Annotated in this window: 24 protein-coding genes; 18 read left to right on the forward strand and 6 right to left on the reverse strand. The window is 44.0% G+C overall.

Annotated elements, in window-relative coordinates:
• Positions 1 to 149: 149 nt before the first annotated feature.
• A complete protein-coding gene (locus R7O03_RS16430; RefSeq protein ID WP_033906420.1) occupies positions 150 to 560 on the forward strand; it encodes a hypothetical protein in 411 nt (136 codons plus the stop codon).
• A 114-nt stretch (positions 561 to 674) separates the two neighbouring features.
• Here R7O03_RS16430 and R7O03_RS16435 read toward each other — a convergent pair whose 3' ends face one another.
• Complete coding sequence (locus tag R7O03_RS16435; protein ID WP_318131874.1) at positions 675 to 1,811, reverse strand: multidrug effflux MFS transporter; 1,137 nt, start codon at positions 1,809 to 1,811, stop codon at positions 675 to 677.
• Between the two features lie 100 nt (positions 1,812 to 1,911).
• Between R7O03_RS16435 and R7O03_RS16440 the strand changes: the two genes are divergently transcribed.
• The gene (locus R7O03_RS16440) at positions 1,912 to 2,685 is read left to right on the forward strand and encodes an AraC family transcriptional regulator (RefSeq protein ID WP_137282732.1); all 774 of its coding nucleotides are present in this window, start codon (positions 1,912 to 1,914) and stop codon (positions 2,683 to 2,685) included.
• A 90-nt stretch (positions 2,686 to 2,775) separates the two neighbouring features.
• On the opposite strand, the gene R7O03_RS16445 is transcribed toward R7O03_RS16440, so the two are convergent.
• Positions 2,776 to 3,684: a LysR family transcriptional regulator gene (locus tag R7O03_RS16445; RefSeq protein WP_225472995.1), complete on the reverse strand. Its 909-nt coding sequence runs from the start codon at positions 3,682 to 3,684 to the stop codon at positions 2,776 to 2,778.
• A 135-nt stretch (positions 3,685 to 3,819) separates the two neighbouring features.
• On the opposite strand from R7O03_RS16445, the gene R7O03_RS16450 reads away from it, so the two are divergent.
• The 9 genes from R7O03_RS16450 (at position 3,820) to mnhG (ending at position 11,886) form a co-directional block, all read left to right on the forward strand.
• Positions 3,820 to 4,539, forward strand: a complete 720-nt coding sequence (locus R7O03_RS16450) for an SDR family oxidoreductase (protein WP_318131875.1) — start codon at positions 3,820 to 3,822, stop codon at positions 4,537 to 4,539.
• A gap of 393 nt (positions 4,540 to 4,932) precedes the next feature.
• On the forward strand, positions 4,933 to 5,868 hold the full coding sequence (locus R7O03_RS16455) for a universal stress protein (RefSeq protein WP_005373330.1): 936 nt from the start codon (positions 4,933 to 4,935) through the stop codon (positions 5,866 to 5,868).
• 109 nt (positions 5,869 to 5,977) lie between these two features.
• Positions 5,978 to 6,169 (forward strand): hypothetical protein, encoded by a 192-nt coding sequence (locus R7O03_RS16460; RefSeq protein WP_005373328.1) that lies wholly within the window; start codon positions 5,978 to 5,980, stop codon positions 6,167 to 6,169.
• 164 nt (positions 6,170 to 6,333) lie between these two features.
• Entirely contained in the window at positions 6,334 to 9,003 is a 2,670-nt protein-coding gene (mbhE, locus tag R7O03_RS16465) for a hydrogen gas-evolving membrane-bound hydrogenase subunit E (protein WP_318131876.1), read from the forward strand.
• A complete protein-coding gene (locus tag R7O03_RS16470) occupies positions 9,003 to 9,356 on the forward strand; it encodes a Na+/H+ antiporter subunit C (RefSeq protein WP_017633704.1) in 354 nt (117 codons plus the stop codon). The genes mbhE and R7O03_RS16470 overlap by 1 nt, the downstream gene beginning before the upstream one ends.
• A complete protein-coding gene (locus R7O03_RS16475) occupies positions 9,353 to 10,849 on the forward strand; it encodes a Na+/H+ antiporter subunit D (RefSeq protein ID WP_318131877.1) in 1,497 nt (498 codons plus the stop codon). The genes R7O03_RS16470 and R7O03_RS16475 overlap by 4 nt, the downstream gene beginning before the upstream one ends.
• Positions 10,846 to 11,322 (forward strand): Na+/H+ antiporter subunit E, encoded by a 477-nt coding sequence (locus R7O03_RS16480; protein WP_104976188.1) that lies wholly within the window; start codon positions 10,846 to 10,848, stop codon positions 11,320 to 11,322. The genes R7O03_RS16475 and R7O03_RS16480 overlap by 4 nt, the downstream gene beginning before the upstream one ends.
• A complete protein-coding gene (locus R7O03_RS16485) occupies positions 11,315 to 11,593 on the forward strand; it encodes a cation:proton antiporter (RefSeq protein WP_005373317.1) in 279 nt (92 codons plus the stop codon). Before R7O03_RS16480 ends, R7O03_RS16485 begins: the two co-directional genes overlap by 8 nt.
• Positions 11,593 to 11,886, forward strand: a complete 294-nt coding sequence (mnhG, locus tag R7O03_RS16490; RefSeq protein WP_005373314.1) for a monovalent cation/H(+) antiporter subunit G — start codon at positions 11,593 to 11,595, stop codon at positions 11,884 to 11,886. The genes R7O03_RS16485 and mnhG overlap by 1 nt, the downstream gene beginning before the upstream one ends.
• 19 nt (positions 11,887 to 11,905) lie before the next feature.
• On the opposite strand, the gene R7O03_RS16495 is transcribed toward mnhG, so the two are convergent.
• The gene (locus tag R7O03_RS16495) at positions 11,906 to 12,613 is read right to left on the reverse strand and encodes a GntR family transcriptional regulator (RefSeq protein WP_054730587.1); all 708 of its coding nucleotides are present in this window, start codon (positions 12,611 to 12,613) and stop codon (positions 11,906 to 11,908) included.
• 180 nt (positions 12,614 to 12,793) lie between these two features.
• Between R7O03_RS16495 and R7O03_RS16500 the strand changes: the two genes are divergently transcribed.
• Positions 12,794 to 14,122, forward strand: a complete 1,329-nt coding sequence (locus R7O03_RS16500; protein WP_213867640.1) for a 6-phospho-alpha-glucosidase — start codon at positions 12,794 to 12,796, stop codon at positions 14,120 to 14,122.
• A 55-nt stretch (positions 14,123 to 14,177) separates the two neighbouring features.
• Complete coding sequence (locus tag R7O03_RS16505; RefSeq protein WP_318131878.1) at positions 14,178 to 15,728, forward strand: alpha-glucoside-specific PTS transporter subunit IIBC; 1,551 nt, start codon at positions 14,178 to 14,180, stop codon at positions 15,726 to 15,728.
• A gap of 176 nt (positions 15,729 to 15,904) precedes the next feature.
• On the opposite strand, the gene R7O03_RS16510 is transcribed toward R7O03_RS16505, so the two are convergent.
• The 3 genes from R7O03_RS16510 to R7O03_RS16520 all read right to left on the reverse strand — a co-directional run bounded on the left by R7O03_RS16510 (position 15,905) and on the right by R7O03_RS16520 (position 19,695).
• Positions 15,905 to 17,932 carry an acetoacetate--CoA ligase gene (locus R7O03_RS16510; protein WP_318131879.1) on the reverse strand — a complete coding sequence of 676 codons (2,028 nt, stop codon included), beginning with the start codon at positions 17,930 to 17,932 and terminating at the stop codon, positions 15,905 to 15,907.
• Positions 17,933 to 18,019: 87 nt separating this feature from the next.
• Positions 18,020 to 18,946, reverse strand: coding sequence for an electron transfer flavoprotein subunit alpha/FixB family protein (locus R7O03_RS16515; protein WP_017820355.1), 927 nt, complete (start codon positions 18,944 to 18,946; stop codon positions 18,020 to 18,022).
• Entirely contained in the window at positions 18,943 to 19,695 is a 753-nt protein-coding gene (locus R7O03_RS16520; protein WP_042523555.1) for an electron transfer flavoprotein subunit beta/FixA family protein, read from the reverse strand. The genes R7O03_RS16515 and R7O03_RS16520 overlap by 4 nt, the downstream gene beginning before the upstream one ends.
• A 155-nt stretch (positions 19,696 to 19,850) precedes the next feature.
• Between R7O03_RS16520 and R7O03_RS16525 the strand changes: the two genes are divergently transcribed.
• From R7O03_RS16525 to R7O03_RS16545, 5 genes are all read left to right on the forward strand, one after another.
• The gene (locus R7O03_RS16525; protein ID WP_318131880.1) at positions 19,851 to 21,488 is read left to right on the forward strand and encodes an electron transfer flavoprotein-ubiquinone oxidoreductase; all 1,638 of its coding nucleotides are present in this window, start codon (positions 19,851 to 19,853) and stop codon (positions 21,486 to 21,488) included.
• A gap of 242 nt (positions 21,489 to 21,730) precedes the next feature.
• Complete coding sequence (locus R7O03_RS16530; RefSeq protein ID WP_005373297.1) at positions 21,731 to 22,531, forward strand: ABC transporter ATP-binding protein; 801 nt, start codon at positions 21,731 to 21,733, stop codon at positions 22,529 to 22,531.
• On the forward strand, positions 22,531 to 24,483 hold the full coding sequence (locus R7O03_RS16535) for a long-chain fatty acid--CoA ligase (RefSeq protein WP_005373296.1): 1,953 nt from the start codon (positions 22,531 to 22,533) through the stop codon (positions 24,481 to 24,483). Before R7O03_RS16530 ends, R7O03_RS16535 begins: the two co-directional genes overlap by 1 nt.
• Positions 24,483 to 25,376: a branched-chain amino acid ABC transporter permease gene (locus R7O03_RS16540; protein ID WP_318131881.1), complete on the forward strand. Its 894-nt coding sequence runs from the start codon at positions 24,483 to 24,485 to the stop codon at positions 25,374 to 25,376. Before R7O03_RS16535 ends, R7O03_RS16540 begins: the two co-directional genes overlap by 1 nt.
• Positions 25,377 to 25,387: 11 nt before the next feature.
• The gene (locus R7O03_RS16545; protein WP_005382737.1) at positions 25,388 to 26,455 is read left to right on the forward strand and encodes a branched-chain amino acid ABC transporter permease; all 1,068 of its coding nucleotides are present in this window, start codon (positions 25,388 to 25,390) and stop codon (positions 26,453 to 26,455) included.
• Positions 26,456 to 26,485: the final 30 nt, after the last annotated feature.

A 26,485-nucleotide genomic window follows, 5' to 3' on the forward strand; every position in this document is an offset into this window, starting at 1 on the left:
TGGCGCTGGACTAAACAAAGGCCCCCTTTTAGGGGGCTCACACAAAGCCACCTTCTTTAGAAGGTGGTAATTTACTTTATTTAAAATAAAGTATGGTCTCCCTCCTTTTAAAGTGGTAAGTGTTGAATAATTCAACAGTGGTTAGGTAAATGAATAAAATAACTAAACTCGCTTTGGCTTTGTCCGTATTGACATCTATTGTTGGGTGTCAACTGGTGTCAAATACGCCGATGCAATCGACAGCAACGAAGGAAATAATTGAAAAAGCAAAGGCAGAGTTTGATGGACAACGTTTTTATAAGTTGAATGAATATGATGAAGAAATCAACGTTTCAGATGACGGGGTCATTACCTTCAAGTCTTACTTACCACGCAGCGGCGGCTATGAATGGGTACCAATTGTGATACGCGATACTAGTTTTCGTGTTTCTTGCGATTATTTCAGTGAATATGTTGAAGCTGGAATGGTTGTTCAGGTTCAGTTTGTAGGTAAACGCGGGCGCATTGAAAATTACGACAAGCAACGTTGTGAAGAGTTTGGCGAGCCAACATGGCAATAAGATCTATGGATAATTAAAGCGCCGACAGGCGCTTTTTATTTACGTTTTAGTTAACCGTTAGAAAAGATGTAGACCAATCTTCGGAAGATTAGGCAAGCAATGCGTAGTATCTGGTCACAAGTTGGTATGAACTTGCCTTTTAGAAAACGCTAATAAAATCGCTAAACAGCTACATGATAATAGAACGACACCTAAGTTTTGTACTGTTCCAGCCATCGCTAATCCCGTCCCGATCATGATGTAGTACATGAGCCCAAATAAAGCGCCTGCGCTGCCAACCTGTTGTTTATAATTAACGAGTGCATCACTGAGTATGTTGGGTATCGCAATCCCATAAGACATGACGACTAACACCATTGGAGCAACAAACCAGATTGATTGGTTCAGAATCAACACACCGACTGATCCAACGCTAATCAATATTGCTGAGAACCAAAGTAGCTGGCTTTTTCGAACATTTTTGGACACTAGGGATTTGTTTAAATAACTTCCAAGCAGAGTGCCTAACCCTAGTACCATGCCACTGTATCCAAATTGTTCGGAGTTATACCCAAGTGCTGAGAAAGTAAATGCGCCAAGCTGGTAATAAGAAAATAGAGCAATGTTATACAAAGCAACCAGTAATCCTGAGCGCCAAATTCGAGTGTCTCTTACCATTTTCAAGCTAAGTTGATGCAACCGCACTGGTGTCTGTTCCTTCTGTGTTTCAGGAAGCTTAATAACGTTATAAGCGAGTAATACTAACGCGATTAAAAACAAGGCAAAAAACACATAACGGTATCCACCGAACGCTGTAAGCTGCCCACCTAATAGCATGCCAACTACCGGGCTGATTGATATGCCCATCCCCACTAAGCTGAAGACTTTACTCAGTTCTTGGCCGTCAAACGCGTCACGAAGCATGGTCTGTGTGACAACGGATCCTACCGCGATACCAAATGCGCTTAGGGCTCGCGCGGTCATGACAACAGCAAAGCTTTCGGTTTGAGTTGCGAGTAAAGATGCGCAGCCATAGATAAAGAGCCCAATAAGCATGGTGGGCCTTCTTCCCAGTTTATCTGCGAGAACTCCCCAAACTACAACGCCAATGGCAAAAGCTAGGAAGTAAATCGACAATGTTTGGGCTGCTTGTGCGTGGTTTACATCAAATGAAAGAGCGATTGAGCTCAGCGCTGGGCTATAAATAGTTTCTACAATTTGCGGAAACATCAACATAACCAGCATGAGCCATAAAGAGGGCTTAGTATTCATATTGTTACCCATCCGTTAATGAAGTTGGCGGGCAGTATAAATGAGGCTATGATTGATCTAATAACAACATAAAAACCAAATACATCAACATTCGGACAAAATGGCGCTTATTAACGAAAAAACACAATTTGATGCAGACAAAATTTCTAATTGTGTAGTGGGAATTGCTGCGGATATTGGCAAGCACGACTCAGGTATGCATATGCACAAGAAAGGGCAGTTATTGTACGCACCTCAAGGTTGTATGAGTTTTGCTCTGGAAGACTCGATTTGTATTTTGCCACCGACAAAGGCGGTTTGGATCCCACCTAATACGCCGCATCGCGCACTAATGACGAATGTGGTGGCGTACCGATCTTTGTATTTTGATTGTGAGGAGTTTGCCTGTCCGAGTAAGATCACGATGATAGAAGTGAATAATTTACTCCAAGCTCTTATTGATAAAATGTCATTTTGGGAGTGGGATAAGCCTAGCAGCGAGATGGTAAATACGACGGCGCTTTTTTGGGAGGAGTTTTATGCTGCGAAACGTTATTCGTTTCAGTTGCCTTTGCCATCGCATCGGCGCTTAACAACGTTTCGTCGAGAGTTGGTTGAACCTTCATTTCTAGCTCCTTCACTTACTACTCTTGCAAGCAAAGTTGGGGCAAGCACCAAGACGGTAACACGATTATTTAAGTCGGAAACGGGAATGAATTATCAAGATTGGCGGCAACAGTGGAGGCTTTTAAAGGCAGTTGAATTGTTATCAACGGGCATGCCAGTCAGCGCAGCTGCCGATTGGCTGGAGTTTTCGTCAGACAGTGCTTTTATTGCATTTTTCAAAAAGCAAACTGGACAAACACCTCTGACGTTTATGAAAACCAAACCTTAAGCGTCAAAATGCTCACACTCTTTCTAGAACAAACCCCAGGTTCACAGGCTCAGCCTATAAAGCATACATAGACAGGTACCAACGTGCAGATTACTTGTCTTTACTCTGCAGTTTGCGAAAGTATTGCGTGGTAAAATCAACAAAGGCTCGGATGCGTTTTGGTTGATGTCGGTCGTGATGATAAAGGAGTGAAAATTCCACACTCGGAATGCTCCAATTGGTAAACACTTCTTTTAGCTTGCCTGTCTGGAGTTCTTGTTGACAATAAAGTGCTGGCACACGGATGATGCCATTTCCCGCCAGGGCTGCTTTTATCATTACTCTGCCACTCTTACATCGTAACTGTCCACGTATCTGGTGTTCCGTTGACTGCTTTGTATTTGTGTTCTCAAATGCCCACCGTGTCACACTACCTGTCAAACAAATGTGTTTTTCTAAGTCCTTTGGATGTGAAGGATAGCCATATGTTTCTAAATAGTTAGGGCTTGCGTATGTCCCCATTTTCACATCGATCAGTTTGCGAGCGATAAAGTTGGAGTCGTCTAACTTTCCCATTCGAAAAGCGATATCGAATTCATCCGCGATTAAATCGACACGATGGCTGCTAAAATCTAAGTTAATGCTCACTTGTGGGTGTTGGATTAGAAACTGAGCAACAATATCTGCGACAACGTCTTCTCCTAAATAACCCCCCACACAGTTGATACGAATGTCACCTCTTAAGTCTTCTACATCATCAACCACTGCCATAACAGCTTGATCAATATTGTGAAGGGCAGTTTCACACTGTTTATACAGAACCTTGCCTGCTTCGGTGAGGTTCAGTGTTCGAGTTGTCCTTTGGAGCAAAGTGACACCAATCTGTTGTTCCAGATTTGTTATTTGACGTGAAACGTGTGAGCGAGAAACGCCAAGTTGCTCTGCTGCTTTCGTGAAGTTTCCTAGTTGAGCGATTAGGACGAAGGAGCGAATATCCGCAAGGTTGATGTGTGTTTGCATGATGACTTCTTCATAATTCAAAAAAGTATTGTTGCAGTATAACAACAGTGTTTCAACTAGGTCGGTATATATCAACAAACAAAGTTTTCATAAACTTACCGCCACTGATGTAAACCGTTCGATTAAGGATTCAAAATGAAAAAGTTAATTGTTATTACAGGCGCTAGTTCAGGCATTGGTGAAGCGATTGCACGTCACTTCAGTGATCAGGGCCATGCTCTTCTTTTGTTAGCAAGACGTGTAGAACGTTTGGAAGCATTAAACTTACCAAATACGCTTTGTGAAAAGGTAGATGTGACCGACAAAGCTTCTTTTGAGGCTGCAATTGAGAAAGCTGAAGCGTTGTATGGTCCGGTAGATGCACTTGTAAATAACGCAGGCGTTATGCTTCTAGGTCAGATAGATACTCAGGAAGCATCGGAGTGGAAGCGCATGTTTGATGTGAACGTAATTGGCTTACTCAATGGCATGCAGTCCGTCCTAGCACCGATGAAAGCACGTAACAGTGGTACGATCATTAACATCAGCTCTATTGCGGGCAAGAAAACATTCCCTGCTCATGCTGCTTATTGCGGTACCAAATTTGCGGTTCATGCTATTTCTGAAAACGTACGTGAAGAAGTTGCGTCATCAAATGTTCGCGTTACCACGATTGCACCTGGTGCAGTGGAAACGGAATTACTTTCACATACAACGTCTCAAGATATTAAAGATGGTTATGACGCCTGGAAGGTGGATATGGGCGGTGTGTTGGCCGCAGATGACATCGCACGCGCAGTGCTGTTTGCTTATCAGCAACCGCAAGGTGTATGTGTTCGTGAAATTGCTTTGGCACCGACAAAACAACAACCTTAACATTGAGTTACGGCGATTTTAGGTCACTAAAGCCGTAAAACTTTGCATATCGATTCGTGATTGAGATGGCATCTTTAAACTAAGTTGCGTGAAAATTTAGGTCATCCATTTAAATCCGGACACTAAGTGTGTTATTGCTTATACCCAAGTTACTCAAGGTGAGAAAAAACTTTGAGTAATTTGGGTTTTTATTTGGTCTCAACTTAAGGTAGCGGAATTTATTTAGGTCGAAGGCGATAGTTGTGAAGAAAGGAGAGTGTGACGTAAAACAAAATGAAGCAATATCCGTCTCTTAATGAGAATTGATTTCATCAACGTCACAAGCCGTTACAATTATCCGTTAGGTATTATACTTTGTGGGTGGTTAATATTCAACCAAACAAGGAGGTGTGTATGAAACGATTCGCAAACATACTTTTTGCAACACAAGGATTGCCAGGCCATAGTGACGCCCTCGAACAAGCGATGAGGATTGCATCTAGCAACAAAGTGCCTGTCTCAGGGCTAATAGCGTGTCCTGATTTCCCAACAGACATGATCCAGTATCAGCAAAGTTATGAGCAATCGCTGCAAGACTCCCTCAAACAAAGTATTCACGAATACAGACAGAAGCTGGGACTCTCTGAAGAGGATCTCGCATTTCCTCTTACTGTGAAAAGCAGTGAAAAGCCCGCTGTCTGTATTATTCAAGAAGCATTAGCTGATAACAAAGATCTCATCATCAAAGAAGCTGAACCGCTCGGTGAAGGTGCTGAGGGTTTCAAAGCTATTGATATGACTCTGTTACGAAAATGCCCTTGTCCGCTTTGGTTGCACCGACCAATTGATAAGCCAAGAGATAAGCGCCGTGTTGCTGTGGCTATCGACCCATTAACGGCAAGCGATGAACAGCACTCATTAGCCGTGCGTTTACTCGAATTATCGCGTTCGATAGCCGACACCTGCGATAGTCGTTTACACGTGATTTCTTGCTGGGAGTATTACTTAGAAAACTACCTTAATGGTAACGCTTGGATTCAAGTCGATGATGCTGAGTTGAAACATGAACTCGACAAAGCAAAAGCCGATCATAAACAAGCTCTGCAACAGCTGTTGGAGGAGTCTGGGATTACAGGTGAAATTGTGATTCACCACCTGCATGGAAAACCCGACGAAAAGATTCCAGATTACGTAGAGAGTATTGAGGTAGACGTGCTGGTAATGGGAACCTTAGCGAGAACTGGTATATCTGGCTATGTCATTGGTAATACGGCTGAAAATATTTTGCAATCGATTAACTGTAGTTTGGTCGCTCTTAAGCCCGATGGCTTTGTCTCACCGATTCAGTAATTGGGGTGTAACAAAGTTGGGTTTAAGTGATGTTTTAGGTAAAGGAGGGAGATGGATCTCTAGAACATGGAATTATCAATGTATCAATAAGTTATCAGAGGAGAGTGACATGAAAAACCTATGCCCGAAATGCCACACAGAAATGATAGAACGTTCGAATGTTTATGTTTGTCCGAGAAATGATATCGGTGACTGCACCTACGATGCATTCGAGTTAGCTGATGACGATAATCCATATACATTCAGCCAAGAACACGTAAGTAGTGACCTACGTTCTTATGCCGTAGCAGACAGCAAATAGCGGTTTGTATCGGCGTTCCTCTAAGTAGCACTCAGTGATTACTGTTTGCTACTTTTCCCTTGGTTTCATGATCGTTTTTGAAGCGCTTGGGTTAAAACAATACAGTGGAGTTTGTCATTTGCGCCGAATAGGGCGTACCTTCTTATAATAACGAATGGGCTGCGATGTTGAATAACATAACGGGTAAAGAAAACCTGCCGAAAAACCTAGATAATCAGTTGGTCTTACTGATTTTCCCTGCGCTGCCAGTTTTAATCTTCTCTTTTCTCTTCTATATCTATACTCCTGCAGGCGTGAGCTGGAATGCGGAATGGATACCAAGCCTCGATATCAACCTTAGCTTTAGATTAGATGGTCTTTCATTTCTTTTTGCGGGACTGATCAGTGGGATTGGCGCACTGATTCAAATCTACGCTTTGGCTTATTTACGAGAAAGTGATAGCCGGTTTTCCTTTCATTTGTATCTAACCCTATTCATGCTTGCCATGCTAGGGATTGTGATGAGCGATAACATTCTGTTGTTATTTGTTTTCTGGGAACTCACCACCATCACTTCTTACTTACTGATCGGGTTTAATCACGAAAATAAAACGTCTCGGAAAAACGCCTTGCAGTCGCTGATTGTTACCGGTGCTGGTGGACTAGCGTTGCTAGCTGGTCTTATCTTGCTGGGAGCAATGGCAGGGAGTTATGAGCTAAATACCATTATCGAGCAGGCAGACACTATTGCGCAGCATGAATGGTTTATCCCATCTCTAGTGCTCATACTACTCGGTGCATTTACTAAATCTGCGCAATTCCCGTTTCATTTTTGGCTACCTAACGCGATGGCAGCTCCCACTCCGGTCAGTGCGTATTTACACTCGGCAACAATGGTAAAGGCAGGCATTTACCTATTAGCACGTTTATCGCCAGTTTATGCCCACAGCGAGATCTGGTTTTATGCTTTAGTCATCACTGGGAGTATCACGGCCATTTGGTGCACATTTGTCGCATTAAAACAAACTGACTTGAAGCTGATGCTAGCCTACAGCACGAATGTTGCTTTGGGTAAATTAACATTATTACTAGGTATGGGCACAGATTTGGCCGTTAGTGCAGTATTGATGTTTATTCTCGCTCACTCTTTCTATAAAGCTGCGCTGTTTATGGTGGTGGGTAATATCGACAAAGCGACAGGAACACGAGATATTGATCAATTGTACGGTCTGAAGTCAGTGCTCGTCATCAGCATGGTTGCGGGGAGTTTGGCCGCATTGTCAAAAGCGGGGTTCCCGCCGTTGTTAGGCTTTTTGAGCAAAGAATACATGTACAAATCCGCAGTAGAGCTCAATAACTGGATCGCCTTTGTACTTTTAATCGTGAATATACTGATGGTCGCGCTAACCATTATGCTTATTGCGAGACCATTCTTTGCTCGCCGTGATGTCGTGCCGATTGAAACTAAGCCAGTTGAGACAAAAAAAGCCATGTGGATCTCGCCTTTGCTCCTGGCTCTTGGCAGTCTCCTGTTCCCGTTATTCGGTTTAAATTGGTTAGATCGCAATATTATTTTTCCGGGCTCTGCTGACATTCTGCCCACAGCAGCTCTTAAAGAGACATCACTATGGCATGGCGTGAATGTACCGTTAGTGTTAAGCGTTATTACGCTAGCGTTGGGGTATGTGGTGTACCGTGTTTATCCAGCTGTGTCTGCATTTTTTCAGCGGTTACATCTATTCGTCCCCAAAGCGGAGAATATTTTTGAACGACTATTAGATTGCATGATGACAGTGGCGAAGTGGCAAACGGCGCGGTTACAGCAAAAGAAATTGAGTCGCTATGTCCTATTATTTTTCACGGTACTTGCCGTTGCGTTACTGAGTCAGGTAGCGCTTATTCCTCTGCCTTTGGTTGGCGAACTTTCAAGTGTCACTTTCTATGAGATTGGTATTGCCTTATTGTTGATTGGTGCTGCGCTCGTATGTACGTTGTCCCACGCAAGACTTCTTGCGATTTCTGCGCTTGGTATGATTGGCTTCATGACTACGCTTGTTTTTATGATTTATAGCGCCCCGGACGTTGCGAAGACTTTACTGTTAGTGGAAACATTAATGGTGGTCTTTCTTGCATTGTTAATGCGTCATATGCCACGTCTAACCACCGTGCCCAAGCATTCAATAAAACGTAAAGTAGCGAATATTTGCATAGCAGGTGTGATAGGAGTTTCGGTTACTTTACTTTTGTTAGGAATCACGTCTCAGCCGATGGACTCTTCGGTGTCAGATTTCTTTGCAGAAAACAGTGTCCCGGGTGGACATGGGCGAAACATTGTTAACGTTATTCTGGTCGACTTTCGCGCATTTGATACATTGGGAGAAGTTGTCGTCGTTGTTATTGCTGGGATTGCGGCAGTGAGTTTGCTTAAGACAAGAGCGAAAAAGCAAAATCGTATCCAATCATTAATTTTTGCAACCACGGCACACATCGTTTCGGCACTCATGCTCGTATTTTCAGTGTATCTGTTGTTACGTGGTCATAACGAACCGGGTGGTGGCTTTATTGGTGCGTTGATTGCCGTTATTGGTTTATCACTTCTCATGTTCGCGGAATCACCGAAATACGTTCGTTCTAGGTTGTATTTCAAACCGTTTCTCATTGCGTTATCTGGCATCGCATTGAGCTTAGTTTCTGGTGCTTTGAGCTTTGCGTTTGATAAACCGTTTTTGACCGGACTGTGGTGGAAAGACGTGATACCACTAGGGACGCCATTGGTTTTTGATGTTGGTGTTTACCTTGCCGTTATAGGTGGCGTGATGGGTATGCTGCTTCGTATTAATGAGGAGCTAGAGTGATGGAAATAGTCTGGAGTGTTGTCGTTGGAGTATTTGTCGCAGCAGGTGTTTATTTAATGCTTGAAAAGCATATCTTGCGCCTTTTGTTCGGCATCATGTTACTCAGTAGTGCGGTTAACCTTGCTATTTTTACCGCTGGAAGGCTGACGCCCGGAGAGCCGCCATTGATTGGCGATAATGCTCTTTTACCACCAGATAGCGCGGCAAATCCTTTACCTCAAGCGCTTATCTTAACTGCGATAGTCATCGGTTTTGGACTACTTATTTTTGCTTTAATGCTGTTCTATCGAGCTTATAAAGACACTGGAACTGCAAACGTCGATGAAATGCAACGTTCTGAGGAGGGTCAATGAGTTCGATTTTGCTTACGTTACCGGTTGTTCTCTCGCTGAGTACGGCGTTGACTATCTTCTTCGTCCGTCACTCAACAAAAAGTGTTGAGTGGTTGAGCGGTGTAAGTGCGATTTCGAACCTTTTCGTTGCGGGCTTTCTCACAGAAAACATCATAAGTAATGGTATTCAAGCCGTTGCTTTTGGTCAGTGGAGTGCGCCATTTGGTATCGTGTTTGTCGCAGATTACCTCAGCGTTGCTATGGTGATGATAACGGCGGTGATTGGTGCGATATGTGTTTTCTACGCGATGGCGGACCTTCACCGAAAGCCCTCCTATAGCAATTACCATGCGTTAATGCACATGTTGCTTGCTGGCGTTTATGGCGCTTTCCTGACTGGAGATATTTTTAATCTGTACGTTTGGTTTGAGGTCATGCTCATTTCATCATTTGGTTTAATGGTGTTAGATGCAACGAAAACTCAAGTTGATGGTGCAGTAAAGTACGTGATGTTGAACCTGATTTCGACGCTGGTATTTTTGCTTGCTATCGGCTTGTTGTATGGCGCAACGGGCACCTTGAACCTGGCCGATCTCTACACCAAAGTAGGGGAAAATGAATTGAGCATCAACATGATGCTGTCCGCGCTGTTTTTGTTTGCCTTCTCTATTAAAGCGGCACTCTTTCCTTTATTTGCTTGGTTGCCCGCTTCTTATCACACGTTGCCAAGCGGTGTGGTGGCACTGTTTGCCGCGTTGCTTACTAAAGTCGGTGTATACGCGTTGATAAGAGTCTTCACCTTAGTATTTCCGCTCGCCGAGAGTGGTTGGCAACCGACGTTAATTTGGGTCGCAGGGCTAACCATGTTAACGGGCGTTTTAGGAGCGGCTAGCCAATTCGACATTAAGAAAATTCTTTCTTTTCATATTATTAGCCAAATAGGCTATATGATCATGGGGTTGGCTATTTACACTCCCTTAGCTTTAGCTGGTACCATTTTCTACATTGTTCATCACATCATTGTAAAAGCGAATTTGTTCTTAATAGGTGGATTCATCGAGCGCAAATATGGCTCTAGTCAACTTGAACATTTGGGTGGGGTATACAAAGCTATGCCTTGGTTGGCGTTCTTGTTTCTTGTCCCTGCGTTTTCTCTGGCCGGTTTTCCACCGCTATCGGGTTTCTGGGGAAAGCTATTGGTCATCAAATCGAGCATACAGGCTGAATACTACTGGTTAGCAGGTACCGCGTTATTGGTGGGGTTGCTTACCGTCTACTCGATGACGAAAATTTGGAGTGAGGCATTTTGGAAAAAGCCATTTAGAGAGAAGCCAGAACAGACTCTGCAGGCCAAAGTACATTGGTTGTACTGCGTTCCAATTATTGTATTGACAACGTTGACGCTAATCATTGGCTTAGTGGCGGAGCCTTTTTATCAATTTTCCGTTCAAGCTGCAGAACAACTGTTAAATCCGACTGAATACATCAGAGTGGTGTTAGGAGGAAATGCATGATCTATCTATTCCTCAATTTTTTCTTAGCGTTAGCGTGGATGATGCTTAACGGCAGCTATTCGAGTCTGAATTTTGTTGTCGGATTTACGGTCGGTTTTTTTGCTTTAAGGTTGAGTCAACCATTTGGATTGAAAACGAGCTATTTTCAACGTTTTGCATCTGCATTGAAGTTATTGATGTACTTCGCTTATGAAATGGTTATATCGGTTGCGAAAGTGGTGTGGGACGTCGTGACACCTACTCATTTGAGTCAGCCTGATATCGTTTATGTCCCTCTGGAGGTCGATTCTGATCTAGAAATCACATTACTGGCGAACATGGTTTCTTTAACACCGGGCACGCTTAGTTTGGATGTTACGGCTGATAAAAAGTATCTTATCGTTCATGCCATGTTTGCACCTGAACATGAAGAGGTTATTCGCGGAATTAAAGATGGGTTAGAGCATCGAATTTTGGAGGTGACGCGTGGATAGTTGGCTGCAAATAACGGTCACTTTTGCCTATTCTGGGCTACTACTCAGCTTTGTTATGGCTTTTGCTCGTTTAATTCTAGGACCAACGCTAGCTGATCGAGTTGTGGCGTTAGATCTGATTTCATTTATCACTATCGGATTTATTACGGTTTACACCTTAGACAGCGGTGAGGACGCTCTGTTAGATATCGCCATTACATTAGGTTTGGTTGCATTTCTCGGCACGATCGCATTTGCACGTTTGATCGTTAAAAGAAAGGAGAAAGAATAATGGACGTGTTGATTGGACTATTTTTATGCTTAGGAACATTGTTGACCTTGGTTGCAAGTCTAGGTGTCCTGAGGCTTCCTGATTTGTATACCCGAATGCATGCAGCGACCAAAGCTGGAACTGTCGGAGTGAGCTGCTTGTTATTAGCGGTCGCTTTCTCACTCCCTGAAGTTACCGTGATCTCTCGGGTTATCGGTACGATGTTGTTTATCGTTCTCACTGCGCCAGTCGCCTCCCACCTGCTCGGCAGAGCAATGCGAGAGGTCGGATATAAGATTTGGCGTAATGATTAACCATTAGCGTCGAATAGTACTACGCCCTAGTTGAAATAAACTCGAAGCTGTATTGATGAAGTCGGAAGTAATTGACGGTATATTCAAATGCACGACCATCTTCTAGGTAACCAGTGGACTCAACTTTTAGAATAGGGGAAGCTTCTGATTCATTCAGGTATGAGGCCGTCTCTGCATCTAACAAGTACGGTTTGACAGACTGACTGCTTTTCGCAATTTTCAATCCTTTGCTATTTTCAATGTACTCATATTTAGAACCATTCATTATGGCTATGCTCAAGTCTGGAAATAACATTGCTGGCATATGAGTGACTTCGTAAATTTCAGGCTCATCATTAATACATCTGAGTCTATGTATTTCATATGTATCATCATTGGGCGAGAGATTTAACTGCTTAGCAACCTGCTCATTCGGCTTTTTAAGTTCGAACTTTATTACTTGAGAGCTAGGCGTTTTCCCCTGTTTACTGACTTCCTCGATAAAACCCAGCAAATGTAAGGCATCATGTTGGGCTTTTAGATCGTTTACATAAGTTCCACTACCTCTTGTCCGACTAATTAAATTATTGTCGACCAGAATTTGTAAGCTTTTTCTGATGGTTACGCGGCTTACGGAAAACTCTTCTTGCAAATCACTCTCTTTTGGAAGCATCGATTTCGGTTGTAGTTCCCCATCTTTGATCTTTTTTTCTAATCGTTCCGCAATGTCTATGTATTTGGGTTTCATAATACCTCGCTAAGTCTTGGATCATGATAGCAAGAATGTGATCTGAGATGTAGTTAATACTTTTCCTTAGGATCTTTGTGTGATTTTTATCTCGTATCTTTGTGCTTATACTTTAAATGTATCATAAAAGTATTAATACTTATTTTATACATTTTCAGGATAAACATTTGAGGTAGCGAAATGAAACGTCAAAAATTAACGATTGTTGGTGCTGGCAGTACATACACACTTGGTATGATGAACAGCCTTATTGCCGAAAAAGATAACTTTCCACTCGCAAAAGTCGTGTTTTACGACATAGATGAGAAACGCCAAGAATCGAATGCATTAGCTACTGAAATTCTATTGCGAGAACACTATCCAGAAGTTGAAGAGTTTGTTTATACAACGGATAAATCTGTCGCATTCGCAGATTCGGACTTTTTCTTTATCCAGATCCGCACTGGCGGGTTGGCCATGCGCGAGCGCGATGAACAAATCCCGCTATCCAACTCTTGTGTTGGGCAAGAGACATGTGGCGCGGGAGGAATGGCATATGGACTTCGCTCTATCGGCGATATGATCCAGCTAGTGAACGAGATCCGACAAACGTGTCCAGATGCGTGGATTCTTAATTACACCAACCCGGCGGCAATTGTCGCTGAAGCTTTAAATCGTGAATTTCCGCATGATAAGCGAATTCTAAATATTTGTGATATGCCAGCAGCGATTATGGTCAGCTATGCGCAATTGTTAGGGTGTGAAATTTGGGACTTTGTTCCTGAATATTTTGGGCTTAATCACTATGGCTGGTTTACCAAAATTCGTAACAAACAGGGTGAAGACTTAACGGATAAAATTAAAAATATCATCCTAAAAGAAGGGATCAGTGCGGTTGATGCGGAAATAGCGGATGACCCATCGTGGCAAGCCACATTCAAAAACATGAGAACAATGCTTGCTGATAATCCAGAGTTTTTGCCGAATACGTATCTTCAATACTATTTGTACCCTGAAAAAATGGTGGCGAAAGAGGATATCAATAATACTCGCGCAAGGCAGGTAATTAACGGCCGTGAGAAACGAGTGTTCGAATTAAACGCAAGAATAATTGAAGCGGGCACCACGAAGCACGAAACACTGCATGCCGATATCCATGGTCGATACATGGTGAGAGTTGCGGCTTCGCTTGCCTACAACTTGAGCGATGTGTATCTCGTCATCGTACCGAATAATGGTGCTATTACAAATTTACAAAATGACGCCATGGTAGAAGTTCCAGCTGCGCTAACTAGTGATGGACCGAAAGCTTTTACTGTAGGAAAAATCCCAACCTTCCAAAAAGCCATGATTGAAAGCCAACTTGGTTACGAGAAATTAGTCGTGGATGCTTGGTACGAAGGAAGTCAGCGAAAGCTGATTAATGCACTCACACTTAACCGTACCGTGGTTAATGTGCCAAAAGCTAAAGAAATAACAAAACAATTACTAGAAGAAAATAAAGCCTACCTTCCTCAATTTTTTCAATAACAACTGGACGTTCGGGGCCTACTTGTAGGCTCCGTGAATGAAACAAGAGGTTTATATGAAAGACATTATTCAAAGGTTCGGGGCCGCGATGTTTGTTCCCATTCTATTATTTCCAGCAGCGGGCATGTTATTGGGTTTCTCTGTTGTGCTGTTAAATCAAGAAGTGTTTCCTTGGGCACTAGAGGGGAGTGCTTGGGTTAAAGTCTCGACGATCATTTTACAGGCATCTCTCGCTGTATTTAAAAATATGGCACTTATTTTTGCCGTTGGGTTACCTATCGCTTTAGCTAAAAAAGCATCTGGTCGCGCTGTACTTGCAACACTCGTTTCCTACATTACGTTTAACTACGTTATTGGTGGAATCCTTCAATTTTGGGGACCAGAACTGGGCGTTAACTATATGGAAGGTGAGCGAGGTTTGACTGAAGTTGGTGGCATTCTAACGCTTGATACCAACTTGCTAGGTGCCATTTTAATTGCAAGTCTCTCTGTTTGGGTTCACAACCGATTCTTTGATAAAAAGCTACCGGATTGGGCAGCTGTATTTGGCGGAACGCCATTGGTTGTGATCATTAGTTTCCCAATTATGGTCGTGATGGCAATTCTAACTTGTTTGACTTGGCCAAGTATTCAGCATGGTATTAATAATCTGCAATCATTCTTGGTTTCTGCTGGATCGTTAGGGGTATGGCTATTTACGTTTTTAGAGCGAATCATGATACCAACGGGGTTGCATCATTTCGTATATGGTCCCGTTTTTTATGGGCCAGTTGCAGTCGATGGCGGAACGGTTGCCTATTGGATTCAAAATATACAGACATTCGCCCAGAGCTCGGAAAGTTTAACGACACAATTTCCTCAGGGTGGTTTGATGTTGACGGGAATGGGTAAAGTGTTTGGTTGTACGGGTATCGCACTAGCACTCTATTCAGTTGCGAAAAAAGAAAATAAAAAGATGGTGATGGGGTTAGTGCTCGGAGCCGCAATCACAGCAATTCTTACAGGGATCACCGAACCAATAGAGTTTACATTCTTATTTATCGCACCTGCGCTGTTTGCTTTGCATGCGTTGTTATCTGCGACAATGGCAACGATCGCCTTTATGTTTGGTGTTTCCGGTAACTTTCAGACTGGCTTGATAGACTTCATTTTCCAAAACTGGTTGCCTTTGGCTGGTAACCATGCAGGAACATACGTGATTCAGATTATTATTGGTCTCATGTTTACTGGTGTTTACTTTGTTACGTTTCGCGCGCTTATTTTAAAATACAACATACTTACTCCGGGACGTGAAGGTGCAGATAGTAAGTTGTATTCCAAAGCTGACTACAAAGAAGCGAAAGCGGTCCATAACAGTAGCGCAAGTCCGTCACAAGCTAGTGCCTTTATTGAAGGTCTGGGTGGAAAAGAAAACATTGAATTGTTAACTAATTGCGCGACGCGTCTGCGTGTTAAAGTTAAAGATGTCTCTCTTGTAAAGGAGAACGCATTTTTCACACAGCACGGAGCGGTGAATATTGTTAGAAATCAAGAGAGCCTTCAAATCATCGTTGGTTTAACGGTGCCACAAGTTCGCGAAGATATGAGCCAACTGATAAAAGCTTAACCCCCAACTAATGCTCCCGCTCATATGGCTCAAAGGTGAGATAGAATTATCTCACCTTTTTTGTGTACATGAAGCATATTTCGCTCAGTTTCCACGAAAGTGGGGAGGAGTTATCGAGCGAGCTAAAATATAGTTAGGTTATACCCGTCTGTATTGTTGGAAGACTTGTTGAGTCTCTAAGTGACTGTGGCGCCTTCTATGTTGAAAAGCGTTTTAATTTCTTCCAGCACTTCTGGGTTAGCAATAGCACCAATGTTTTTTACAGCTTGTCCGTTTACCAATTGTTTCACTGCTAGCTCAACCAATTTGCCTGAGCGCGTTTTAGGAATATCACTGATAGCAAAAATTTGTCGTGGGACATGGCGCGGTGAACATTTTGTTTTCAATGTTTGGCGAATTGAATCGGTGAGTTGTTGGGTTAACTCGACGTTGTGAGCGAGTTTTACTAATAACCAGATTTCTTCAGACTGCTGGTTTAACTTGCCGACAGCGATGGAGTCTTCAACCTCGGGTAACGCGTTCACTTGTTGGTAGATTTCAGCGGTACCGATTCGTACGCCGCCTGGATTTAAGGTTGCGTCACTACGGCCATAAAAAATAAAGCCGCCATGTTCGGTTTGCATCACATCGTCGCCATGGTGCCAGATATCGGTAAACTTGCTCCAATAAGCGTTGTGATAACGTTCGCCGTTGTCGTTCCAGAAGCCAATAGGGAAGTTAGGTAGCGAGTTATTACAAGTCAGTTCGCCGCGTTTTTGCGTAATAGTATGTCCACCATCCTCTAGAACACGTGCGTCGATTCCTAGCCCTGCGCCTTGGCATTCACCTTTGTAAACTGGTGAAATAGGGTTTCCCAGTACAAAGCATCCGCAAATATCCGTGCCGCCAGCGATAGAAGCGAGATGCAAGTCCTGCTTGATGTGCTGATAGACATAACTAAATTGTTCTGGGTAAAGCACCGAACCAGTTGAGCAAAGAGTTTTGAGTGACTTCAGGTTATGTTTTAGTTTTGGAGAGCAGCTTGCCTGTTCCTGTGCTTCTAAGTATTTCGCTGAAGTACCAAACAGCGACACGCTATGTTCTTCTACTAATCGCCATAAGACGGAGTGATCAGGGTAAACCGGACTACCGTCGTAAATCACTAAGGCTGCACCACCCGCAAGAGCGGAAACATGCCAGTTCCACATCATCCAACCACATGTTGTGTAGTAGAAAACCTTGTCTTGCGATTTGATGTCGCAATGCAGTTGATGTTCTTTGAGGTGATTGAGCAAGGTACCGCCTGCGGAATGAACAATACACTTAGGTTGACCTGTTGTACCAGAAGAATACAAAATGAATAACGGGTCATTAAACAGCATTGGTTGATATTGAATTGATTGTGGAGAAAAGTGGTGAGTAATATCGGACCAAGAAACAAACTCAGAAGTGCTAGCACTCTCAGCGTTTTGTAAATATTCGATTTGGCATACACTAATAGTAGTCTCTTCGGAGGCACTGCTTAACTTACTACTAAGAGTGGTGTTCTTGTCCGTCATATCGAAAGCTTTGCCTCCGAACTGGTAGCCATCACAGCAAAAAAGAACTTTCGGTTTGACCTGACCAAAACGCTCTACGACGCTATCGATACCAAAATCAGGAGAGGTTGAAGTCCAAATGGCACCAAGACTGGTGGTGGCCAGCATGGCAATAACGGTTTCAGGAAGGTAGGGCAAATAACCCGCAACGACATCGCCTTTACCGACACCACAATTGAGTAGCCATTGTTGAATGGCGGAAACTTGTTCAAGCAACTGTTTACCGGTGAGTTGTCGGTGTTCACCGCTTTCATTGCTAAAAACAATAAACTCACGCTCTGGTGATTGCTCAGCCTGAGATAGGAGGTTCTCTGCGTAGTTCAGCGTGGCGTCAGCAAACCATACTGTGTCTCTATTTACATGATGATGATTAGAACCTGTTAGTGTCCATTTGGGACTGCCAAGGCTCTTGATTTGTGAACCCATATCTCCGATTACGTTGCAAAACTGCCAAGTATGTCGCCAAAATTCATCATTGTGCTCAATGGACCACTGGTGTAGAGACGTGTAATTGTTGATTACGGCACCTTCGGCTTTGTCTTTATTAACCTTTTCAATGAACCGTAATAAGTTGCTATTGCTGACGCGCTCAGCAGATGGTGACCAAATAGGTGCAGAATTTGGCATAGGTCCCTCTAATTTCAATTCTTTTGAATATGACCAAAAACAAAATAAAGGGGCGAACATAGCAGTGTTCGCCCCTTATCTGATCGTTTAAAGTTGTTCGGCAAGCTGAGGTAGTACCTCAAATAAATCACCAACCAATCCATAGTCGGCAACTTCAAAGATAGGAGATTCTGGATCTTTGTTGATCGCGACAATCACTTTGGATTCCTTCATTCCTGCAAGATGCTGGATGGCACCGGAAATCCCAACCGCTATATAAAGCTTAGGTGCAACGATTTTACCGGTTTGACCCACTTGTAAGTCGTTGGCAACAAACCCGGCATCAACCGCCGCGCGAGAAGCGCCAATGGCAGCACCTAGTTTATCGGCCACTTGTTCGATCAACGCGAAGTTCTCTTTGCTACCGACCCCGCGTCCACCTGACACAACCACCTCTGCCGCGCTTAATTCAGGACGTTCTGACACGGTTTTATCGACAGAAACCAATTCAACCATTGGAGCTGAGATAGTGACCTGCTGATGCTTAATATCAGCTTGGTTGTGACAAGTAACCGGCTCAAACGCAGACGCGCGCACGGTGATGACGCGAACCTTGTCGCTGGTGGTCACTTTGGCAAATGCGTTTCCTGCGTAAATAGGGCGGATAAAAGTGTTTTCATCGATAACTTGGACAATATCGGAAATTTGCCCAACGCCGAACTTCGCTGCTACTCGAGGTGCAAGGTCTTTCCCTTTTGATGATGAGCTAGCCCAGATTGCGTCAAAACCTTCAGCAATACTCACTACAATAGGTGCGATACTCTCGGCAAATTGATGCTTAAGTTGCTCATCATCGACACAAATTACGTTTGATATACCATCAACGCGACAAGCTTGCTGAGCGACTTCTTCACACTGGTGGCCCACTACGATCAAAACATTGTCTTGGCTGACTTGTTTTGCTGCATTAACCACTTTGAGTGTGTCCGCATGCAATTGGTTATTGTCATGCTCTGCTATGATTAAGTTCTTCATGAAATCACCTTCGCTTCGTTACGCAGCTTATCGAGAAGCTCTGAGACAGATTCAACCTTGATGCCACCTTTTCTTTGCGCTGGCGGTGTGATTTCTTGAATGGTTTGGCTAAATACCACTTCAACACCCAGACTGTCAGGTGTGATGGTATCTAACGGCTTGCGCTTAGCTTTCATGATATTAGGCAAAGAGGCAAAACGCGGTTCATTCAGGCGTAAGTCAGTACTGATCACCGCAGGTAAGTTCATCGCGACCGTCATCAAGCCGCCGTCCACTTCTCTCACGACCTGAACTTTTTGATCTTCAATCTTCACGTCGGAAGCGAAAGTTGCTTGAGGCCAGTCAAGTAGGGCGGCCAGCATCTGAGCCACTTGGTTGTTGTCCGTATCAATGGATTGTTTACCCGTAATCACAAGCTGTGCTTGTTCTTGCTCAACTAGAGCTTTGAGCAGCTTAGCAACAACTAATGGCTCTATTTTGTCTTCAGTATCGACATGAATAGCGCGATCGGCGCCTAATGCAAGCGCGGTACGTAGTTGCTCCTGACACTGGCTACCGCCAGCACTGACAACGATGACTTCATCTGCAATACCTTGCTCCTTTAGTCGTACGGCTTCTTCAACGGCTATTTCGCAAAATGGATTAATCGTCATCTTGACGTTATTGGTTTCAACATCGCTATGGTCCGCTTTCACGCGAACTTTAACGTAGGGATCAATGACCCTTTTGATTGGCACTAGTATTTTCACGTTAGATTCCTTTTACAGTGAAGACTATGTGTTTACAGTGAAGACGATGTGATGACGTCTTTAAAATGATGTTAATTTACCTTTACGTTTGCGTCAACTTTAAATATATTGTTGATTAACAAGTTGGCAACATGCAAAGAAAAAGGAATGCAATCATGGAAAGAGACTGCATGGAATTTGATGTTCTGATTGTAGGCGCTGGTCCCGCAGGTTTGTCTGCGGCATGCCGAATCAAACAATTAGCAGCAGAAAAAAAACAAGACCTCTCTGTTTGCGTGGTAGAAAAAGGTTCTGAAGTTGGAGCGCATATTTTATCGGGTGCGGTGTTTGAAACGCGGAGTTTGGATGAGCTTCTTCCCGACTGGGAAGAGAAAGGCGCTCCGCTCAATACCAAAGTAAACCAAGATAAAACCTACTATCTAGGCAATGACATCAATGGTCATGAACTGCCTTCTTGGGCGGTGCCTAATACGTTACATAACAAAGGTAATTACATCATAAGCTTGGGCAGTCTATGCCGATGGATGGCGTTGCAGGCTGAGAACTTGGGGGTGGAGGTCTACCCAGGTTTTACCGCCAGTCAAGCGATCATCGATGAAGATAGTCGTGTTTGTGGCGTGATCACGGGCGATATGGGATTAGATAAAAATGGTGAACAAAAAGGAAATTTCGAACCTGGTATTGAACTGCGAGCGAAGTTTACTTTATTTGCTGAAGGCGCACGGGGGCATATTGGTAAGCAGTTGATTAACCGATTTAATCTTGCTGAAGAGAAAACGCCTCAACACTACGCTATCGGTTTTAAAGAGCTGTGGGAAATCCCATCAGAGCAGCATCAGCAAGGTTTAGTAGTGCACGGATTAGGTTGGCCGTTATCAAATGAAGCTACAGGTGGCAGTTATCTCTACCATTTAGAGGGAAACCAAGTTGCCGTCGGGTTGATTGTTGACTTGAGTTATAAGAATCCGCACTTGAGTCCATTTGATGAGTTTCAACGTTTTAAACACCACCCGTTGATTGAGCAATACCTCAAAAATGGGAAGCGTATTAGCTATGGCGCGAGAGCGATTACCAAGGGCGGCTTTCATTCGCTTCCCACGCAGCAGTTTGCTGGTGGCTTGTTAATTGGCTGTGATGCAGGAACACTTAACGGCGCTAAAATCAAAGGCACACACACCGCAATAAAATCTGGAATGCTTGCCGCTGAAGCAGTATGTGAAGCCCTTGAGAGTCAGTCAGTTACTGCTGATTATCAAAAGCATTTCAAACAGTCTTGGCTGTATGAAGAGCTTTATCAAGCACGTAACTTCTCAAGTGGAATCCACCGCTTTGGATCGTGGCTGGGCGGTGGTTTAGCGCTGCTGGAACATAACGTGTTAAAAGGTAAAGCTAAGTGGCATATCCGCTGTGATAAGCCTGATCATCAGTCTCTGTTATTGGCGGAAAACAGCAATGAAATTGTCTATCCGAAGCCTGATGGCGTGTTAAGTTTCGATCGCCTCTCTTCCGTTTATCTATCCAATATCTTCCATGAGGAAGATCAACCATGCCACTTACGACTGGAGAACCAGCGGATCCCTATTGAGCAGAACCTTGAATTATATGCAGAGCCAGCACAGCGCTATTGTCCGGCTGGCGTGTATGAAATCGTACAGGGGGAGCAGCAGCCAGAGCTGCAAATAAATGCGGCCAACTGTATCCACTGTAAGACCTGCGACATCAAAGATCCAAGTCAAAATATTACCTGGACTCCGCCAGAAGGTGGTGGTGGTCCGAACTATCCAAATATGTAAGCGTTTGAGAATAATTTTTATTAACAATTTATTTACTTAAAGTTTGCGTTAGTTCAAATCTTTCTCGATGAACTCGATTGCAACTTAATCTTTCAGGCACTATTCTGATTTTAAATTGACGTTTACGTAAACTGAATACAAAGTTGATGCATAGGTGTAAAAGCGGTTACCAGTATCAAAGTTAGGTTTGATCAAATAGTGCTCAATGGAACGCACTTAAAATAACGAAAGGGAGATCAACTATGGTATCGGAATCGCCTCTGTTGCAGGTAAACGATATTTCATTGGCTTTTGGTGGGGTGAAAGCTTTAACTGACGTGAGCTTCCATGTGAATGAAAAGGAAATTTTTTCAATCATTGGCCCAAACGGTGCAGGTAAAACCTCAATGCTCAATTGCATCTCTGGTCGATACACACCAAACAAAGGCTCTGTAATCTTCGCTGGAGATGATGTAACTAAACGGACACCTAGCCAACGAGCTGAGTTAGGGTTGGGAAGAACCTTCCAAAACTTAGCGCTCTTTTCTCACATGTCGGTACTGGACAACATCATGGTTGGCCGACACCACCTACTAAAAAACAACTTCGTCACGGGGCCACTCTATTGGTTCTCTAATGCGCAGAAAGAAGAGATGGCGCACCGCAAATATGTGGAAGACGTGATCGATTTTCTAGAAATCCAGCACATCCGAAAAGCGACTGCAGGCACCCTATCTTACGGCTTACGTAAGCGTGTAGAGCTTGCTCGTGCCATTGCCTTAAAACCTAAGTTACTGCTGCTTGATGAACCAATGGCAGGTATGAACTTGGAAGAAAAGGAAGACATGGCACGTTACATCATGGATCTGAATGAAGAATTAGATATCACGATCATCATGATTGAGCACGACATGGGCGTGGTCATGGACATCTCTAATCGCGTTTTGGTTTTGGATTTCGGTAAACACATTGCTACGGGTGAGCCTGAAGAAGTGATGGCCAACCCACATGTGAAACAAGCGTACTTAGGCGAAGAGTTACCGACATTAGAGGAGAGTGCATAATGGCACAGCAACATAATGATTGGGCAGATATAACCCGCTTAGATACCTTTCCAAAAGTGTTGCAACACAATGCCAAGAACTGGCCCGAACAAGTCGCAATGCGTGAAAAGGAGTTTGGTATATGGCGAGAGTTCACTTGGAAGGATTATGAAAATCGAGTGAAGTGGATGGCACTGGCACTACGAGATTTGGGTATTGGTGAGCAAGATGTCGTTGGTTTGCTGGGTGATAACCGCCCTGAATGGGTATGGGGCGAGTTAGCGGCACATGCGATCAAAGGTTTCTCGCTGGGCATCTATCAAGATTCTATGCACGAAGAGGTGGCGTACCTTATCAACTATGCAAAAGCAAAAGTCGTGATTGCCGAAGATGAAGAGCAATGCGACAAGCTGCTTGAGCTTGGTGATGAAATTCCTAGCGTTGAATACATTATTTACTGCGATCCTCGTGGAATGCGTAAATACGATGATCCAAGATTAATTGATGTTGAACAGGTCTACAAAAAAGGTCAGCTGATTGATAAAGCGGACCCAGACAAATATCTCAATATGGTTGTTGAAACCAAAGGCAGCGATCTTTCAATTCTTTGTACTACGTCGGGTACGACTTCTAAACCAAAATTGGCTCAGCTACACAGTGGCACGTTCTTGGATCACTGTGCGGCTTACTTGCGTGCAGACCCTCGTTCCCCAGGCGACAACTACGTTTCTGTTCTGCCTTTGCCTTGGATTATGGAGCAGGTTTACGTGGTTGGTCAGGCGTTGATTTCTCGTCAAATCGTTAACTTTGTGGAAGAACAAGAAACCATGATGTCCGACTTGCGTGAAATCGGTCCAAACTTTGTACTGTTAGCGCCACGTGTGTGGGAAAACATTGTGGCAGACGTGTCTGCACGAATGATGGATTCGACACCGTTTAAGCAAAAGATGTACAAACTGGGCATGAGCTTAGCCAACAAAGCGTTAGAGCAGGGCAAACGTTCTAAACTCGCCGAATGGATTCTTTTGCGTGCTTTGCGAGACCGTTTAGGCTTTTCGAACCTGACATCTGCGGCAACCGGCGGTGCGGCGATGGGACCGGATACTTTCCGTTACTTGCAAGCGATCGGTGTACCACTCAAGCAGCTTTACGGTCAAACCGAAATGTGTGGTGCGTACACCGTCCACCAAGCCGATGACGTGGACTATGATTCGGTCGGCGTTGCGTTTGATAATGCAGAAGTGAAAGTCATCAACCCAGACAGCAATGGCGTTGGTGAAATCATCGCGAAAAGTACAGGCATGTTTACTGGCTACTTAAACAACCAAGCAGCATATGATGAAGATGTTCAAGATGGTTGGATGCACACAGGCGATGCGGGCTATTTTAAAGATTCCGGTCACTTGGTGGTGATTGATCGTCTGAAAGATATGTCGGAAACCAGCCACGGCGACCGCTACTCTCCGCAGTTCATTGAAAACAAACTCAAGTTCTCGCCGTTTATTGCAGAAGCCGTGGTGGTAGGTAAAGGTCGACCTTGGCTGTCTGCCATCATCTGTATTCGCTATGCGATCGTCGCGAAGTGGGCAGAGCAACGCGGCTTGGCATTTACCAACTACACCAACTTATCTGCTCAACCAGAAGTGTACCAAGCGATTCGTGAAGAAGTTCAAAAAGTGAACGAATCCCTACCGGATGCACAGAAGATCAGCAAATTCATTCTACTTTACAAAGAGCTGGATGCCGACGATGGCGAGTTAACTCGTACGCGTAAAGTGCGTCGTGGTGTGGTTGCAGAGAAATACGGAGACATCATCGAAACCATCTACAGCGACGATCCAAAAGTCGATGTCGATACAGTGATCACTTATCAAGATGGCACTAAAACACGCATTCAAACGTCGCTAGTTATTGAAACGCTTATTGAGCATGAGCCAACACTAGTGGATAGCGAACAACGGAGGATCGCATAGTGAATACGGATTTATTACTGCAACTCGTCATTAATGGCGTGATCGTTGGCATGTTGTATGGCGTTGTCGCCATGTGCTTTGTATTGATCTACAAATCGACCCAGGTGGTCAACTTTGCTCAGGGTGAGTTCTTGTTGATTGGCGCATGGGTATGTTGGGCGGCATTGGTACACCTACAGTTACCGTTTTTTATAGGCTTTTTACTCACGCTCGCATTCATGATGATTTTTGGTATCGCCGTGCAAACCATTGTGCTCAGACCGTTGATTGGTGAACCGATTATCTCTGTGATTATGGTGACCATTGGTCTATCGATGTTTTTCCAAGCGCTGATGAAGTGGATATTCGGTGTCTCTGCTGTGTCGTACCCGCAAGTGTTCGAAACCAACGTGGTGAATATCGGAGGTTTGAATGTTGAGTTTGCTTACATTATGAGCTTGATCTTCTCAATGCTCATCATGGGCGCGTTCTACTGGTTCTTCAAATTCAGCAAAATGGGTCTGGCAATGCGCGCAACGGCATTCAACCAGCAAGTAGCCCAGAGTCTTGGCATTTCCATCAAGAAAGTGTTCACCATCAGTTGGGCCATTTCGGCAATGGTATCTGCAACAGCAGGGATTGTTATCGGTATCGTTAACGGCGTATCTGACGCGCTATCCATTATTGGTATCAAAGTTTTCCCAGCCGTTATTTTAGGTGGCTTAGATTCGGTAGTCGGCGCAATTGTCGGTGGTATTACCATCGGGGTGCTAGAAAACTTGGCTGAGTTTTTTGATAGCCAATACCTGCAAGTGGGTAACTTATACAACATCGCACCATTCTATGTGCTGTTAATCATTCTTGCCTTCAAGCCATATGGCCTGTTTGGTACCAAAGATATTGAGCGTATTTAAGGAGAAATCACATGGCTCAACTTAGCATGCGCCCATGTGGGGATTTTCGAACCACATACAAAAGCGATACGCCAATTTTTGAAACCAAAACCATCAGAAGCCTTGCGATTGCTGGTGTCATCGCCATGCTGGCAGCACCGCTGGTCTTGGATATTTACTTCCTAAACCTGTTTATTCAGATTGCATACCTCGGTATCGCGGCATTGGGCTTAAACATTCTGGTTGGTTTTACCGGACAAATCTCGCTAGGTCACGGTGCGTTCTTTGGCTTTGGCGCCTTTGCATCGGCTTGGCTAAATAACCAGTTTAACATTCCAGTCGTGTTTGCGATTCCGCTTGCGGGTTACTTAACCATGATTGTGGGGATGCTGTTTGGTCTGCCAGCCGCTCGAATTAAAGGTTTATATCTAGCTATCGCAACGTTGGCGGCGCAGTTTATTTTAGAGGACTTCTTTGCTCGCGCAGATTGGTTCAGTGGCGGCTCATACGGTGCAAGCGCGAACCCAATTAATTTGTTTGGCTTTGAGTTTACGACTGACGAAAGCTTCTTCTACATCGCTCTGTTTGCGCTGATCTTCATGTATATGTGGGCATCAAACTTAATCCGTTCTCGTGACGGTCGCGCGTTTGTCTCAGTACGAGATCACTATTTGTCAGCAGAGATCATGGGTATCAACCTAACCAAGTATCGTCTGCTCTCATTTGGAGTGTGTGCATTCTATGCAGGCATCGGGGGGGCACTCTACGGACATTATCTAGGGTTTGTATCAGCAGAAGGCTTCACCATCATGATGTCTATCCAGTTCTTGGCAATGATCATCATTGGTGGCTTGGGTTCAGTCAAAGGCACATTGATGGGGACGATATTTATCGTATTGCTGCCTGAAGTTTTGGAGTTTGGCGTAACGGGGCTTTCAGCGTTTGGTGATACCACCGCTTTCACTGATGGTCTGGCTTACTTCAAAGAGATGGCGATTGGTTTAGTCATCATGCTGTTCCTCATTTTCGAACCTCAAGGATTATCGCATCGCTGGCAACAGATTCGAGCATATTGGAAACACTATCCGTTCTCATATTAACGTGGAATTAAGTGGAATATACCTCAATAA

Origin of the sequence: Vibrio sp. Vb2960 (genome assembly GCF_033337665.1) — a bacterium.
Taxonomy (GTDB): Bacteria; Pseudomonadota; Gammaproteobacteria; order Enterobacterales; family Vibrionaceae; genus Vibrio; species Vibrio alginolyticus.

What these genes read in the sequence shown, in the direction of transcription:
- R7O03_RS16430 (WP_033906420.1), top strand. Translation starts at nt 150, where the DNA reads ATGAATAAAATAACTAAACTCGCTTTGGCTTTGTCCGTATTGACATCT.
- R7O03_RS16480 (WP_104976188.1), top strand. Translation starts at nt 10,846, where the DNA reads ATGATCTATCTATTCCTCAATTTTTTCTTAGCGTTAGCGTGGATGATG.
- R7O03_RS16535 (WP_005373296.1), top strand. Translation starts at nt 22,531, where the DNA reads ATGGCACAGCAACATAATGATTGGGCAGATATAACCCGCTTAGATACC.
- R7O03_RS16505 (WP_318131878.1), top strand. Translation starts at nt 14,178, where the DNA reads ATGAAAGACATTATTCAAAGGTTCGGGGCCGCGATGTTTGTTCCCATT.
- R7O03_RS16445 (WP_225472995.1), bottom strand. Translation starts at nt 3,684, where the DNA reads ATGCAAACACACATCAACCTTGCGGATATTCGCTCCTTCGTCCTAATC.
- R7O03_RS16470 (WP_017633704.1), top strand. Translation starts at nt 9,003, where the DNA reads ATGGAAATAGTCTGGAGTGTTGTCGTTGGAGTATTTGTCGCAGCAGGT.
- R7O03_RS16525 (WP_318131880.1), top strand. Translation starts at nt 19,851, where the DNA reads ATGGAAAGAGACTGCATGGAATTTGATGTTCTGATTGTAGGCGCTGGT.
- R7O03_RS16475 (WP_318131877.1), top strand. Translation starts at nt 9,353, where the DNA reads ATGAGTTCGATTTTGCTTACGTTACCGGTTGTTCTCTCGCTGAGTACG.
- R7O03_RS16530 (WP_005373297.1), top strand. Translation starts at nt 21,731, where the DNA reads ATGGTATCGGAATCGCCTCTGTTGCAGGTAAACGATATTTCATTGGCT.
- mbhE (WP_318131876.1), top strand. Translation starts at nt 6,334, where the DNA reads ATGTTGAATAACATAACGGGTAAAGAAAACCTGCCGAAAAACCTAGAT.
- R7O03_RS16455 (WP_005373330.1), top strand. Translation starts at nt 4,933, where the DNA reads ATGAAACGATTCGCAAACATACTTTTTGCAACACAAGGATTGCCAGGC.
- R7O03_RS16515 (WP_017820355.1), bottom strand. Translation starts at nt 18,946, where the DNA reads ATGAAGAACTTAATCATAGCAGAGCATGACAATAACCAATTGCATGCG.
- R7O03_RS16450 (WP_318131875.1), top strand. Translation starts at nt 3,820, where the DNA reads ATGAAAAAGTTAATTGTTATTACAGGCGCTAGTTCAGGCATTGGTGAA.
- R7O03_RS16500 (WP_213867640.1), top strand. Translation starts at nt 12,794, where the DNA reads ATGAAACGTCAAAAATTAACGATTGTTGGTGCTGGCAGTACATACACA.
- R7O03_RS16510 (WP_318131879.1), bottom strand. Translation starts at nt 17,932, where the DNA reads ATGCCAAATTCTGCACCTATTTGGTCACCATCTGCTGAGCGCGTCAGC.
- R7O03_RS16440 (WP_137282732.1), top strand. Translation starts at nt 1,912, where the DNA reads ATGGCGCTTATTAACGAAAAAACACAATTTGATGCAGACAAAATTTCT.
- R7O03_RS16545 (WP_005382737.1), top strand. Translation starts at nt 25,388, where the DNA reads ATGGCTCAACTTAGCATGCGCCCATGTGGGGATTTTCGAACCACATAC.
- R7O03_RS16495 (WP_054730587.1), bottom strand. Translation starts at nt 12,613, where the DNA reads ATGAAACCCAAATACATAGACATTGCGGAACGATTAGAAAAAAAGATC.
- mnhG (WP_005373314.1), top strand. Translation starts at nt 11,593, where the DNA reads ATGGACGTGTTGATTGGACTATTTTTATGCTTAGGAACATTGTTGACC.
- R7O03_RS16460 (WP_005373328.1), top strand. Translation starts at nt 5,978, where the DNA reads ATGAAAAACCTATGCCCGAAATGCCACACAGAAATGATAGAACGTTCG.
- R7O03_RS16435 (WP_318131874.1), bottom strand. Translation starts at nt 1,811, where the DNA reads ATGAATACTAAGCCCTCTTTATGGCTCATGCTGGTTATGTTGATGTTT.